At 65.5% G+C, this 14,159-nt stretch carries 14 protein-coding genes; 12 read left to right on the top strand and 2 right to left on the bottom strand.

The window, feature by feature from the left end:
* The first annotated feature begins 184 nt into the window (after positions 1-184).
* From VE092_RS08000 to VE092_RS07990, 3 genes are all read left to right on the top strand, one after another.
* Positions 185-430, top strand: a complete 246-nt coding sequence (locus VE092_RS08000) for an accessory factor UbiK family protein (RefSeq protein WP_006713294.1) — start codon at positions 185-187, stop codon at positions 428-430.
* 73 nt (positions 431-503) lie between these two features.
* On the top strand, positions 504-2,039 hold the full coding sequence (locus tag VE092_RS07995) for a YifB family Mg chelatase-like AAA ATPase (RefSeq protein ID WP_324875558.1): 1,536 nt from the start codon (positions 504-506) through the stop codon (positions 2,037-2,039).
* Between the two features lie 143 nt (positions 2,040-2,182).
* The gene (locus VE092_RS07990; protein WP_324875556.1) at positions 2,183-2,815 is read left to right on the top strand and encodes a LysE family translocator; all 633 of its coding nucleotides are present in this window, start codon (positions 2,183-2,185) and stop codon (positions 2,813-2,815) included.
* Positions 2,816-2,823: 8 nt separating this feature from the next.
* Here VE092_RS07990 and VE092_RS07985 read toward each other — a convergent pair whose 3' ends face one another.
* Positions 2,824-4,830, bottom strand: coding sequence for an OPT family oligopeptide transporter (locus tag VE092_RS07985; protein WP_324875554.1), 2,007 nt, complete (start codon positions 4,828-4,830; stop codon positions 2,824-2,826).
* A 141-nt stretch (positions 4,831-4,971) separates the two neighbouring features.
* On the opposite strand from VE092_RS07985, the gene VE092_RS07980 reads away from it, so the two are divergent.
* The 9 genes from VE092_RS07980 to VE092_RS07940 all read left to right on the top strand — a co-directional run bounded on the left by VE092_RS07980 (position 4,972) and on the right by VE092_RS07940 (position 13,778).
* Positions 4,972-5,499 carry a hypothetical protein gene (locus VE092_RS07980; RefSeq protein ID WP_324875552.1) on the top strand — a complete coding sequence of 176 codons (528 nt, stop codon included), beginning with the start codon at positions 4,972-4,974 and terminating at the stop codon, positions 5,497-5,499.
* A gap of 178 nt (positions 5,500-5,677) precedes the next feature.
* Positions 5,678-6,022 carry a DUF1840 domain-containing protein gene (locus VE092_RS07975; protein ID WP_324875550.1) on the top strand — a complete coding sequence of 115 codons (345 nt, stop codon included), beginning with the start codon at positions 5,678-5,680 and terminating at the stop codon, positions 6,020-6,022.
* A 195-nt stretch (positions 6,023-6,217) separates the two neighbouring features.
* Positions 6,218-7,537 (top strand): 16S rRNA (cytosine(967)-C(5))-methyltransferase RsmB, encoded by a 1,320-nt coding sequence (rsmB, locus tag VE092_RS07970; RefSeq protein WP_324875547.1) that lies wholly within the window; start codon positions 6,218-6,220, stop codon positions 7,535-7,537.
* Positions 7,534-8,157, top strand: a complete 624-nt coding sequence (locus VE092_RS07965) for a DUF4390 domain-containing protein (protein WP_324875545.1) — start codon at positions 7,534-7,536, stop codon at positions 8,155-8,157. The genes rsmB and VE092_RS07965 overlap by 4 nt, the downstream gene beginning before the upstream one ends.
* The gene (locus VE092_RS07960; RefSeq protein ID WP_324875543.1) at positions 8,154-10,448 is read left to right on the top strand and encodes a sensor histidine kinase; all 2,295 of its coding nucleotides are present in this window, start codon (positions 8,154-8,156) and stop codon (positions 10,446-10,448) included. Before VE092_RS07965 ends, VE092_RS07960 begins: the two co-directional genes overlap by 4 nt.
* Before the next feature lie 153 nt (positions 10,449-10,601).
* Positions 10,602-11,351, top strand: coding sequence for a response regulator (locus tag VE092_RS07955; RefSeq protein ID WP_324875541.1), 750 nt, complete (start codon positions 10,602-10,604; stop codon positions 11,349-11,351).
* 501 nt (positions 11,352-11,852) lie between these two features.
* Entirely contained in the window at positions 11,853-12,110 is a 258-nt protein-coding gene (locus VE092_RS07950; protein ID WP_006713246.1) for a BTH_I0359 family protein, read from the top strand.
* 148 nt (positions 12,111-12,258) lie between these two features.
* Entirely contained in the window at positions 12,259-12,936 is a 678-nt protein-coding gene (trmB, locus tag VE092_RS07945; RefSeq protein ID WP_324875537.1) for a tRNA (guanine(46)-N(7))-methyltransferase TrmB, read from the top strand.
* A complete protein-coding gene (locus VE092_RS07940) occupies positions 12,933-13,778 on the top strand; it encodes a DMT family transporter (RefSeq protein ID WP_324875535.1) in 846 nt (281 codons plus the stop codon). Before trmB ends, VE092_RS07940 begins: the two co-directional genes overlap by 4 nt.
* Before the next feature lie 65 nt (positions 13,779-13,843).
* Here VE092_RS07940 and VE092_RS07935 read toward each other — a convergent pair.
* Positions 13,844-14,159: ATP-binding cassette domain-containing protein (locus VE092_RS07935; RefSeq protein ID WP_324875533.1), on the bottom strand; the 316-nt coding region annotated here is incomplete at its 5' end.

Here is a 14,159-nt window from a genome sequence, read left to right as displayed (position 1 = left end):
ACACATTTTGGTGCGTGGGCCTGGGGCGAAGCTAAAGTCACCAAGTCGGAGCGTTTCCTGAAGGAAAATTCTTCACTTTCCGGCACCCGCTCGCAAAAAAACGGTCTCATCAGGGCATCGCGTTTTGAGGATGGCTGCGAAACCGCTAAACTTGCAGCTTAGCTATCTGCCAAGGAGATCCGACATGGACAAGCCCCCATTTTTTGAAGACCTGCAATCCAAGATCAACAAGGCGATCGAGAATTCTCCGGCCAAGGACATCGAGAAGAACGTCAAGGCCATGCTGAGCCAGGGTTTTGCCAAGCTGGACCTGGTCACGCGCGAGGAATTCGACATCCAGGCCCAGGTGCTGGCCAAGACCCGCGCCCGCCTGGAAGCGCTGGAAGCGCGTGTTGCCGAGCTTGAGGCTCAGCAAAAACAGACTCCATGACCCTGGCGACAACCTTCACTTCCCTTCTTCCCCCTTCCCTTTTCCCTTCCAGCACGCTGCCGGGCTCGTTGCGATGAGCCTGGCGGTCTTGCGCAGCCGCGCCCTGGCCGGCATGGCCGCCCCGCCGGTGACGGTGGAGGTGCATCTGGCCAACGGTTTGCCGGCCTTCACCATTGTCGGTCTCCCCGAAGCCGAAGTGAAGGAAGCCAAGGACCGCGTCCGGGCGGCATTGCAGAACGCCCGCTTCGAATTCCCGGCGCGACGCATCACGGTCAACCTGGCGCCTGCCGACCTTCCCAAGGAATCGGGGCGCTTCGATCTGCCCATCGCGCTGGGCATCCTCGCCGCCTCCGGGCAGATTCCCTCTGACCATCTGGATGATTATGAATACGCCGGTGAACTGTCGCTATCGGGCCAATTGCGGCCGATCCGCGGCGCACTGGCAATGACCTGTGCCATGCAACACCCCGGGGAGCCGGACGGACGGCAACGTGCCTTCATCCTGCCGGCCGGCAATGCCGACGAGGCGGCGCTGGTGCAGCAGGCGACCATCCTTCCGGCCGCGTCGCTGCTGGATGTATGCGCGCATTTCAGCGCCCGCGACGAGAGCGGCCGCCTGCAACGCCATCGAGGCGCCACCGGGGCAGGAGCAAATGGTCAGCGCCCGGCCTACCCCGATTTCAGCGATATCAAGGGACAGCTCCAGGCCAGGCGGGCGATGGAGGTGGCGGCCGCCGGCGGCCACAGCATCCTGCTGGTGGGTCCGCCCGGAGCAGGCAAATCGATGCTGGCCACGCGTTTTGCGGGCATCCTGCCACCCATGAGCGAGGCGCAGGCGCTGGAATCGGCTGCCGTCCAATCGCTGACCGGCCACTTCGATAGCGCCCGCTGGAAACAGCGACCCTACCGCGCACCGCATCACACGGCCTCCGCCGTCGCGCTGGTCGGCGGTGGTGGCACACCCCGCCCGGGCGAGATCTCGCTGGCCCATCACGGAGTGCTGTTCCTGGACGAAATCGCGGAATACCCGCGCAGCGTGCTCGATGTGCTGCGCCAGCCGATGGAGTCGGGTCACATCGTCATTTCACGGGCGGCGCGCCAGGCGGAGTTTCCGGCGCGCTTCCAGCTGGTCGCGGCCATGAACCCCTGCCCATGTGGCTTCTACGCCGACCCGGCCGGGCGCTGCCGCTGCACGCCCGAGCTGGTCAAGCGCTACCAGCAACGCCTGTCCGGCCCCCTGCTGGATCGGATCGACATGCAATTGCAGGTGGCCGCCCTGACGCCCGCAGAGCTGGGCGCGCCGGGCCAGGGCGAGTCCAGCGCCACCATCGCCGCACGCGTGGTCGCCGCCGCCGAGCGGCAATGGCAGCGCCAGGGCATGCCCAACAGTCAATTGAGTGGCAGCGCGGTGGACCGGTATTGCGAACCCGGCACCGAGGGCGCGCAACTGCTGCAACAGGCCATGGTCCGCCTGCAGTGGTCGGCCCGGGCCTATCACCGCGTGCTGCGGCTGGCGCGCACCATCGCCGATCTGGCAGGCGCGCCTGACATCCAGGCAGCGCATATTGCCGAAGCCATACAGTACCGTCGCGCCCTCAACACGGGGTGACGCTGCACCGGTGATGCCACCAGGGCCTGTTGCGATGACCATACGGCGGCTCTGTATCTTTTGCGACCGCCCTGACCGGGCTAGTCTGTGACTGCTGGAGCGGCGATAACGCTGCTCGCGTCATTTCCGGAAAGAGCCCGCCCATGCCAACCACCTCTACCCTGCTTGCCTTTGGCGCGATCTGCCTGGGCATGGTGCTCACGCCCGGACCGAACATGCTTTATCTGGTTTCGCGTTCGGTCTGCCAGGGCCGCAAGGCCGGGCTGATCTCGCTGGGGGGCATCGTCCTGGGATCGGTCTGCTATATGCTCTGTGCGGCGGGCGGCATCACCGCGCTGGTGATGGCGGTGCCCCTGGCCTATGACGCGTTGCGCCTGGGTGGCGCGGCCTACCTGCTCTACCTGGCCTGGCAGGCGCTGCGGCCGGGTGGGCGCTCCCCCTTCGCGTTGCGCGAACTACCAGCGGACAGCCCGCGCAAGCTCTTTGCCATGGGCCTGCTGACCAGCCTGCTCAATCCCAAGATCGCCGTGATGTACCTGTCCCTGCTGCCGCAATTCATCCATGCGGACCAGGGCAGCGTACTGGGACAATCGCTGGCGCTGGGCATGACCCAGATCGTGGTGGGCCTGAGCGTCAATGCCATGATCACGCTCTCGGCGGCTTCCATCTCGGCCGTGCTGGCGGCCCGCCCCGGCTGGCAGCTGTTGCAGCGCTGGCTGATGGGGACGGTGCTGGCCGCGCTGGCGCTGCGCATGCTGATCGAAAGCCGCCGCTAGGCCCACCCTCAGCGGGCCGGCAGGATGCGCCGGGCGAAGGCCACCAGAATCAGCACCAGCGCGGCCAGTCCCAGCCATTGCGCGGTAGCTTCGAAGTCCGGCGATACCAGCGCCAGCGGCGCATCCTTGCCGGTGATGCCGATCACGGCTGCCAGCAGCACCCCGACCAGGCTTTCGCCGACGATCAAGCCGGAGGCCACCAGAATGCCGCGCTGTCGCGGCTTGTCGGCATAGGTGTCAAGATCCGCGCCGGCCGCCCGGGCGCGACGCCGCAAAACGCGTTCCACCAGCCATCCCAGCACCGCGCCCAGGAACAGGGCACTGCTGACCATGGGTGGCAGGTAGATGCCGATCCCCACCGCCAGTACCGGCAGCCGCGCCACGCCGCCACGGCGGGCCAGCAGCCAGTCGATCACGATCAGCGCGATACCCAGCGCCACGCCGACACCCAGCATGGTCCAGTTCAGTTCGCGGGTGAAGATGCCGGTGGCGATGGCAGTCATCAGGGTCGCCTGCGGTGCGGCCAGCGCCTGGGCCGCGTCCATGCCGGCGCGCGGCAGGGCGCCGGTGAAGCCGTAGGCGTTGTAGAGCAGGTTCAGGACCGGCGGGATGATCAGGGCACCCACCACGCAACCGACCAGTAACGCCACCTGCTGGCGCCACGGCGTGGCACCGACCAGCTGGCCGGTTTTCAGATCCTGCAGGTTGTCATTGGCGATGGCGGCCACGGCAATGATGGCGGCCGTCACGAACAAGGCCACGGCAATGGCCAGCTTGCTGCCTTCAGGCGTGGCCAGCAGCGGATCGACCGCGCCCGAGACCAGCAGCAACACGGACACCAGGATCACGGCCACGATGCCGATGCCCGAGATCGGGCTGGACGAGGAGCCGATCAGCCCGGCCATGTAGCCGCAGGCCGCCGCCACCAGGAAGCCGAACACGAAGGCGAACACCACCGCATAGACGACCAGTCCGATAAATAGGCCCGCCGTCACCGGCGTACCCGAGAGGAACGAGGCAAACACCACCGCCAGCAGCGCGATCATGGCCAGGCTGATGACGATGATCCAGCGCGGCGACATGTCCTGGTCGGTACGCTCGGTGCTGCCCTGCTGGCGGCGCGCCAGCGTCGACAGCGAGGCCCTGACGCCTTCCAGCATGGGCTTGAACAGCGTGATCAGGGTCCACACCGCCGCCACGCCGATCATGCCCGCGCCGATGAAGCGCACCTGGCTTTTCCACAGACCATTGGCGAATTCGGACAGCGCCACGCCGGCCGTATGCGGCGTCACGGCAGTGAGATAGGGCACGGCCACGCCCCAGGCCAGGACCATGCCGATCAGGATGGCGATGCCGGAGACGATGCCGATCATGTAGCCCGCTCCGACCAGCGCCAGCGAAAAGCCCATGGTCAGGCGCAGCACCGAGGCACCGGCGGTAAACCACAGGCTGATACTCTCGGCGAACAGCTTCAGGCCGCTAGCGATCACGCTGAAGGCACCGGCCACGCCGGCACCGAAGAGGATGTCGCGCAGCCCGCGCCGGGTCTCCTGGCCACCGTCGGCATCGGCACTGCCGACCCGCAGGATCTCGGCGGCAGCCACGCCCTCGGGATAGGGCAGCGCGCTTTGCACCACCATCACCCGGCGCAGCGGGATGGAAAACATCACTCCCAGCATGCCGCCGGCGGCGCAGATGCCCAGCGTCTGCAGGAAGGGGAAGCCCTGCCAGTGCCCCATCATCACCAGTCCCGGCAGGATGAAGATGATCGAGGACAGGGTCCCGGCCGCCGAGGCCTGGGTCTGCACCATGTTGTTTTCTAGGATGTTGGCATTGCTGAACAGGCGCAGCACCGCCATCGAGATCACGGCGGCGGGAATCGCCGACGAGAAGGTCAGGCCGACCTTCAGCCCCAGATAGACGTTGGATGCGGTGAACACCACCGTGATCAGGGCGCCCAGCAAAATGCCGCGCAAGGTCAGTTCCGGCAGGCTGGTGTGGTTATCGTTTTGCATATCCGTAGAGGGTTCCGTTGGGATGCGTTCTTATACCGCAAGAATTGCCGGCCGGCCATCAGACAATGGCGCTTTTTCAGCGGCCCGGGCCGGGCGTGATGCCTTTGCTATGATGGACGCCCTTCCATTCCGGTATGCCCCATGCGCCCCGTTCGCATCGCCCTCTTTTCCCTGAGCCTGGCCTGCATGTGCCTGGCGGCCTGTTCGCCGCGCTACAACTGGCGCCAAGCCAGCGACAACGGCGCCCATTTCGTCGTGCTGCTACCGGCCAAGCCGGCCAGCGTCACGCGCCCGGTCGATCTGGACGGCCCCAAGGTGGAGATGAGCATGACCGCCGCCGAGGTGGACGGCCTGACCTTCGCCGCCGGCACCGCCGAATTGCCCGACGCCGCCAGCGCGAGCCGGGCGCTGGACGCCATGCGCACGGCCCTGCTCAACAACATCGGTGGTCAGGTTCAGTCAGGTGCGGCCTGGCCGGGCAAGACCGAAGGCTTTGCGCGCACCGTCGATCTGGACGCCCGTGGCGTCTCCCGTGGTCGGCCGCTGCGGCTGGTAGCGCGGCTGGTAGCGAAGGAGCGGCGGGTGTACCAGATCCTTATCGTGGGTGATGAAAAAGCCTTCACCGAGGAAAATATTGAAACCTTTTTCAGCTCTTTCAAACCAAGCTGAGCGGGGGTCACTGCAAGATGACAAAAATCTGGCGACCGGAGTATTCTTGTCGCTGCCCGTCACTCCAAACGGGCATTCCCGCAGGAATGCGGATGCTGTCCGCAGCGCATTTCCACCATGGCCCGGCCCGCGCGGCTGCGCCCGAAGAAACGTTTTCAATCAAAGACCCTGAGGAAATATGCTGATCACATTCAAATCAAAAGCGGCTGCCGATGTGGTGATGTACGAATCACACGCCAAACCCATCCTGGACCTGCTGCACAAGGACCCCGCCCGCGGCGTGATCACCGCCGCCGAAGCCGGTGACGCCGTCGCCGTGCTGGAGCAGCAGATCAATGCCAGCAAGGCCCATGAAGCGGCCGAAGCGCTGGCGCGCGATGTCAACGCCCACCACAATGCCGACATCGACGATCACAACCATGAAAAGATCGAGGCGGTCAGCTTCTCGGCGCGCGCCTATCCGCTGCTGGACATGCTGCGCGAAGCCAAGAAAGGCGGCTACGACATCCTGTGGGGCGTCTGACGACCCACTGCTCCACCCGACATTGCAGACGGCTGCCGCGAACATCCACCGCGGCAGCCGTTTTTGCATGGGCCGCCCGCGGCGACAGGTGTCGGACCGGATGGCCGCTGGTACACTGGCGACCCGCGCCCGTTGCGCAGCCTGTTGCCATAGCGCAATGACGGCCTGTACCAGGCCTTCTTGAGAAGCATAGACGTGATCCAGATTTCCCTTCTTTCCCCCTCGGCCAAGGCCGATTCGCTGGCCTATCAGCTGGCCTACGCCGCCCAGGCGGTAGCCGCCGTGCGTGCCGGCCACGCCCTGCCGCAGGCGCTGGCGCAGATCTTTGCGCGCAGCGACGCACCGCCCCCGGCCCGTGGCGCCATCCAGGACCTGAGCTACCGCGCCATGCGGCGCCTGGGCCTGACCGACGCTCTGCTGACCCTGCTGGCCAACAAACCGCCCCAGCCGGACGTGCTGTACGGATTGCTGGTGAGCGCGCTGGCGCTGCTGGTGGAAGAGGACGGCGCCAGCTACGACAGCTTCACGGTAGTCAACCAGGCCGTCGAAGCGTCGGCCATCAGCCCCGAGATGAGCTTTGCCAAGGGCGTAGTCAACGCCATCCTGCGCCGCTTCCTGCGCGAAAAGCCGGCCCTGGTACCGCAGGCCGCCAAGACGCCGCCCGGCACCTGGAACTACCCGACCTGGTGGATCGACCGCCTCAAGGGCGCCTATCCCGAGCAGTGGCAAGCCATCCTGCACGCAGGCAACCAAGCCCCGCCACTGACCTTGCGGGTGAACCGCCGGCGCGCCACGGTGGAGCAATACCTGACCGATCTGCAGCAGGCCGGCATCGGCGCGCGCCAGGTCGGCCCTTACGCGGTACGGCTGGACCACCCCACCCCGGTGCAACAGATTCCCGGTTTCGCCACCGGCGTGGTCTCGGTGCAAGACGCTGCTGCCCAGCTGGCCGCACCACTGCTGGATGTGGCCGACGGCATGCGTGTGCTCGACGCCTGCGCCGCGCCCGGCGGCAAGACCGGCCACCTGCTGGAGCTGGCCGATCTGGACCTGCTGGCACTGGACCACGACCCGCGCCGCCTGCAGCGCATCGCCGACAATCTCCAACGGCTGCAGCTGCAGGCCAGGCTCACCGCCGGCGATGCCCGCGAAGAAGGCTGGTGGGACGGCCAGCCCTTCGACCGCATCCTGGCCGACGTGCCCTGTACCGCCTCCGGCATCGTGCGGCGCCACCCGGATATACGCTGGCTGCGGCGCAAGACCGACACCGCGCAGCTTGCAACACTTTCTGCCCAAATTTTGGACAAGCTTTGGCAGATGCTGCGACCCAATGGTAAATTGCTGCTCGTAACCTGCTCGCTGTGGCCCCAGGAATCGGAGCAGCAAGCGATCGCCTTCGCGCAGAAACACAACGCCATCCGGTTGCCCGCCCCAGGTCAACTCTTGCCGACCGCCGCCGCAGACGCCGACCACGATGGCCTGTTCTATGCGCTGTTCCAAAAACCTGGTGCATGAATTTGACGCAATCGGTCCCCCTCCCCTTCCCAGTGCGCTGCCCGTCCGCGGGCGGTACCCGGCTTCTGCGCGCTCTCCTGCAATGGCTGCTGGTCTTGCTGCTGGCCTTCTCCAGCGTGAGCGCCCGGGCCGCCGAGATCACCGTCAGCCAGGCCAGCATCGAAGCCAGCGACGAAGGCTACCGGCTGTCGGTCTCCTATGACTTCGACCTGAACCGCGGCCTGGAAGACGCCCTCTCGCGCGGCGTGCCGCTGTACTTCACCACCGAGGTCCAGCTGACCCGGCGCCGTTGGTACTGGTTCGACGAAACCAGCGTCTCGGCCACGCGTACGGTGCGCCTTTCCTACAACGTGCTGACCCGGCAATATCACACTGCCATCAGCGGCCAGCTGCAGCAGAGCTTCAGCAACCTGGACGATGCCATGACGCTGATCCGCCGCCCGCCGCGCTGGATCATCGCCGACAACAACACCCTCAAGGCCGGCGACGCCTACCAGGTCGGCCTGCGCATGCGGCTGGACGTGGCGCAGCTGCCCAAGCCGTTCCAGGTCAATGCGCTCAACAACAGCGACTGGCGCCTGTCCTCCGACTGGATCGAATTCACCTACAAACCCGAATGAGCCGCACCTTACGCTATCTGCTGGTGGTCGGCGGGGGCGTCATCAGCATCCTGCTGTTCTTGCTGGCCTCGGCCTCCGAAAATTCCGCCCTCTTCGAGCAGCACTACCCCTGGCTGCTGTTCCTCAACGGCCTGGCCGCCATCTCGCTGCTGGGACTGGTGTTGCTGTTGCTGGGCCGGCTCTACAAACGCTACCGACGCGGCAAGTTCGGCTCCAAGCTGCTGGCGCGGCTGGTGCTCATGTTTGCGCTGGTGGGGATCTTGCCGGGCGCGGTGATCTACCTGATGTCGGTGCAGTTCGTGTCGCGCTCCATCGAATCCTGGTTCGACGTGCGCATGGAGGCAGCCCTGGAATCCGGCCTCAACCTGGGTCGCAACGCGCTGGACTCGTCCCTGTCGGACCTGGTCTCGCGGGCACGCGGCATGGCACAGGAACTATCGGACATGAGCGATTCCGAGCAGGTGACCTACCTCTCGCGCCAGCGCGACCAGAACATGGAAATCACCATCGTCAACGGCAATGGCCAGGTGATGAGTACCGTCGGCGGCTCCATCGGCTCGCTCACGCCGGTGCTGCCCAGCGCCCAGGCGATGCGTCAGGCGCGGGTCTCGCGCGCCTTCTCGGCGGTGGAAAGCGACGACACCCGCCCCGCCAGCGGAGAATCCGATACCGACGGCAACCTGCGACTGCACGTGGTGGTGCTGGTGCCGGCGCCCAGTCGCGGGCTGTCCCTGCAGAGCGAGACGCGCTACCTGCAGATCCTGCAGCCGGTTCCCGATTACCTGGCCACCAATGCCGAAACGCTCAGGCTGGCCTACAACGAATACCAGCAACGTTCGGTCTCGCGCTCCGGCCTGCGCAAGATCTACCTGGTGACGCTCACGCTCACGCTGCTGCTGGCCATCTTCGCCGCCATCGCCAGCGCCTTCCTGATCGCCAGCGACCTGGCCAAGCCGCTGCTGCTGCTGGCCGAGGGCACCAAGGCGGTGGCCGAGGGCAATCTCTCGCCCCGGCCCATCGTGAGCACCTCCGATGAACTGGGCACCCTGACCCAATCGTTCAACACGATGACGCGGCAGCTGCTGGAAGCGCGCACCTCGGTGGAGAAAAACCGGGCAGAACTGGAAAACGCCAAGGCCTACCTGGAATCGGTGCTGGCCAACATGTCGGCCGGGGTGATGGTGCTGGACGGCCGCTTCAACATCGTCAGCGCCAACGACTCGGTGCGCCGCATCCTGGGCTACGACTTCTCGGCCGACATCGGCACCCCGCTGCAGACCATCGAAAGTCAGGCACCCTTCGCCCAGGCCATCATCCGCGCCTTTTCCGAGCAACTGGCGCAGCACAGCGGCGATGCCGGCGATGGCCTGCACTGGCAGCGCCAGTTCGAACTGTCGCGCCAGCCGGGGGTACTGTTCGAAGCCAATGACGAGCAGGGCGGCAAGCCCGACCACGACAAGCTGACCCTGCTGGCGCGCGGTTCGCACCTGCCGGTGGAAAACGGCGTGGGCTACGTGGTGGTGTTCGACGACATCAGCAACGTCATCTCGGCCCAGCGTTCCATTGCCTGGGGCGAGGTGGCCCGCCGCCTGGCGCACGAGATCAAGAACCCGCTCACCCCCATCCAGCTCTCGGCCGAACGCCTGCAACACCGTCTGTCGGACAAGCTCATGCCGGGCGATGCCGCGATCCTGGAGAAGGGCACCACCACCATCGTCAACCAGGTCACGGCCATGAAGCGCATGGTCGACGACTTCCGCGACTATGCCCGCACCCCTCCGGCCAAGCCGGTGGCACTGGACCTCAATGCCCTGATCGAGGAAATCCTCAACCTCTACCTCAGCGGCGACGGCCGCGAGGTGATCCACGCCCGCCTGGCGCCGCAGATGGCCAAGGTTATGGGGGACGCCACCCAGATGCGCCAGGTCATCCACAACCTGCTGCAGAATGCCCAGGATGCGGTGGCCGACGATGCCCAGGAAGCGCCACGCATCGATGTGCTGACCGAGCAGATCGAGATCGCCGGCGCCCACGGCCTGCGTCAGCCGGCGGTACGGCTGTCGATCATGGATAACGGCCCCGGCTTCTCGGCCAAGATCCTGGCCCGCGCCTTCGAACCCTATGTCACCTCCAAGAGCAAGGGCACCGGCCTGGGGCTGGCGATGGTCAAGAAAATCGTCGAAGAACACGGCGGCCGTATCGATATACAGAACCGTACAGAGGGCAGAGGCGCAAAAATTGTAATTTTGCTGGTAAAGTTAGCATCTATTGATCAAGCGACGGTTTCATAGGGAAACCGAAGCTAAGGCTCAAGATTCGAATGCACGACGCCGGGAGGGACCCGGCAGTTCATCAAGGTCTGCTCCCAGACGTCGCGTCGAGCAGGCTGGCCCGGAACAAGATCGAAAACTTGGACAATGAACTAGCAGCGAGGAAAGCAGCACATGGCTAACATCCTGGTCGTCGATGACGAAATGGGTATCCGCGAATTGCTCTCAGAGATTCTGGGCGATGAGGGACATGTCGTGACCACTGCGGAAAACGCGCAGCAGGCACGCGAGCTTCGCCAGGCCGGGGTACCCGACCTTGTGCTGCTCGATATCTGGATGCCCGATACCGACGGCGTGACCCTGCTCAAGGAATGGCAGCGCGACGGACTCCTGACGATGCCGGTGATCATGATGTCCGGCCACGCCACCATCGATACCGCTGTCGAGGCCACCCGCATCGGTGCGCTGAACTTCCTGGAAAAGCCGATCGCCCTGCAGAAGCTGCTCAAGGCCGTGCAGCAGGGCCTCTCGCATAGCCGCGAGGCGGTGCGTCCGGCCAGCTACCGCCCGGCACCGGTGGCGGCGGTGGCCAACGGCGCCGGCGACAGCCTGCACGCTCCCGAGCATGTGGCACCGGCAGCCGCGTACGCCCCGGCCATGGGCGGCGAGACGCTGCATCACGGCACCCCGGCCGCGACTCCATTCGGCCAGGTGGCCGACAACGCCGCCAACATCTCCTTCGACCTGCCCTTGCGCGAAGCCCGCGACGCCTTCGAGCGCGCCTATTTCGAATACCACCTGGTGCGCGAAAACGGCAGCATGACCCGCGTGGCCGAACGCACCGGCCTGGAGCGCACCCACCTCTATCGCAAGCTCAAGCAGCTCGGCGTGGAACCTGGCAAGCTGGCGCGCAAGAACCACTGAGCTCACCGAGGCCGTGCGGACAGCACTGTCCTCCACCAGCCAGGCAGCACAGGACGGGATCGCAGCGCGATCCCGTTTGTTTTGGTAGTCTTTCCTTATCCGCAGGCCGCCCGCGGGGGTGTGGCGGCTTCAGAGATTTCCTGATGTCCTTTTCGCGCTGACAGCGGCATCCTTCAGTCATGGCAGCGCCTTGCCGGACTGCAATGCAGGACGCTGGGCGGCAATGAACTTCCGCACCGGCGCGTCATCTACCTGTGAGGCAGTGCAGGTGCTGTCTTGCATGGAACGCAATGACTTGCAGGCAAGGAACGCGATCAGGCTCTCAGTTTTTCGCTATCCCTGCCGTAACCAGACTCAGGAGCGCAAGCGACGCGGCGCTCTCCGAGGGAGCTGTATCGAAGCAGCAGAAATGCACCAGCGGCGCGACCCGCAAGGGTCTTGAAATTGACGGTGATGGCGCCACTTCCTTTTCGAAGCAGTATTCCAGCATAAGGAGTCACTATGAACCTGATCTACAACAGCGAGCAGTACAGCGTCGTCGAATTCGGTGCCGACACCGACCACGAAGCCCTGCGCTTCGGTGGCTACGAGATCATGGACAAGTCCGGCCAGCGCGAGATCTACATCGATGGTCCGGCCGCCGAACTGTTCCGCAAGGACGTCCAGGAGCTGATCGCCTCCGAGCCGACCATGGAAGACATCGACAACTTCCTCAGCCGCTACGACGTGATGATGCGTCATCCCATGACCTTGCACTGATCGGGTCCATCCTCATGGACCGGGCTTCGGCCCGGTCAGTACGCCGCGCCGCCAGCGCGGCGTTTTTTGTTGGCGGGCCGGATTGCCGCAGACTTACCCGCTGCGGAGTCCATTAAAATGGCGCTTTGTCGCCCATCCCTGGTTTTCCGTGAATTCCTCGCCCATCAGCAGCGCCCAGACCGGCATCCATGAGCAACTGGCCGAACTGGTCGCCCGCCATGCCCAGCACCCCTTCCGCAAACCCGTCACGGACTACAACCAGCGCGCCTTCGACGCCAGCATGCACGCCTGGCAGTCAGCCGGTGCGGCACCGCTGATCCTCGATACCGGTTGCGGCGTGGGTCTGTCCACTCTCAACCTGGCCACGCAATACCCTGATCATTTTGTCATCGGCATCGACCAGTCGGCCGACCGCCTGGCGCGCAACACCCACTGGGACGGCCCGCAACCGGAGAACCTCTGCTTCGTGCGCGCCGACCTGGTCGATTACTGGCGCCTGGCGCTGCAGGCCGGTGTGCGCCCGGCCCGGCATTACCTGCTCTATCCCAACCCCTGGCCCAAGATCGGCCACCTGGCGCGTCGCTGGCAGGGGCATGCGGTGTTTCCCAGCATCGTGGCCCTGGGCGGCCAGATCGAATGCCGCAGCAACTGGCGCATCTACGTCGAGGAATTCGCCGCCGCGCTGAACCAGTTGCGCGGCCTGTCCGTCCAGGCCCAGGCCTGGCATCCCGCCGCACCGATCACCCCCTTCGAGCGCAAGTACCTGGCCTCCGGCCATGCGCTGTGGCGCTGCGTGGCCGATCTCGACCAGGGACGGGCGACATGAGCCTCGGCGTCATCGGCCTGGTGCTGGCCGCAGCCCTCCTGCACGCCTCCTGGAACGCCCTGCTCAAGAGCAGCCATGACCGCCTGGCTTCGCTGTCGCTGATGACCATCGGCGCCGGCCTCGGCGCCCTCCCGCTGGTGCTGTGGCGACCGCTCCCGGACGCGGCCAGCTGGTTCTACATCGTCCTCTCCGGCCTGCTGCACACCGGCTACAACCTGTTCCTGATCCGCGCCTACCGGATCGGCGACTTCGGGCAGTCCTACCCGATCGCCCGCGGCTCCTCGCCCCTGCTGGTGGCATTGGGCGCAGCCCTGTTCGCGGGCGAACAGCTGGGCAGCACCACCGTGATCGGCATCGCACTGGTATCGGCCGGCATCGTCAGCCTGGCCAATCTGCGCGCCATGCGCAGCCGCGAGCACCTCTCCGGCCCACTGGCGGCGTTTGCCACCGGCGCCTTCATCGCGGCCTATACCATCACCGACGGCATCGGCGCGCGCCTGGCGGGTGATTCCATCGCCTACGCCGGCTGGCTGTTCGTACTGGACAGCATCCCGCTGGCCCTGATCTACCACCGCAAGCACGGTCGCTCCCCGCTCATGCTGTCGCAGAAGGAAACCTGGATCGGCCTGGCCGGTGGTGTCATGTCGCTACTGGCCTATGGCATCGTGATCTGGGCGGTCACGCTGGCGCCCATGGGCATGGTCTCCGCCCTGCGCGAAACCTCGGTATTGTTCGCGCTCCTGATCGGCGCCCTCTTTCTGGGCGAAAAGCTCACCCTGCGGCGCGTGCTGTCCTGCCTTGTCATCGCTGCGGGTGCGGTGGTGCTGGGCGCGCATCACTAGGGCTGCAGAACAGCAGGGCCACAAATGCAAAACGCCGGGTGAGCCCCGGCGTTTTGCATGGTCGCTTACAAGACCTTGCGCAGGAAGTCCCGCGTACGCTCATGATGGGGGTCACCCAGCACCTGCTGCGGTAGCCCCTCTTCCATGATCACGCCCTGGTCGATGAAGAAGACGCGGTCCGCCACCTCACGGGCAAACCCCATCTCGTGCGTGACCACCACCATGGTCATGCCCTCTTCGGCCAGTTGCTTCATCACGCTCAATACCTCGCCCACCAGTTCCGGGTCCAGCGCCGAGGTCGGCTCGTCGAACAGCATCACCTTGGGTTCCATCGCCAGCGCACGGGCAATCGCCACGCGCTGTTGCTGGCCACCCGAGAGC

It is taken from the genome of Herbaspirillum sp. (assembly GCF_035644555.1).
GTDB lineage: Bacteria > Pseudomonadota > Gammaproteobacteria > Burkholderiales > Burkholderiaceae_D > Herbaspirillum.
This window is presented reverse-complemented; position numbering and strand designations above follow the sequence as displayed.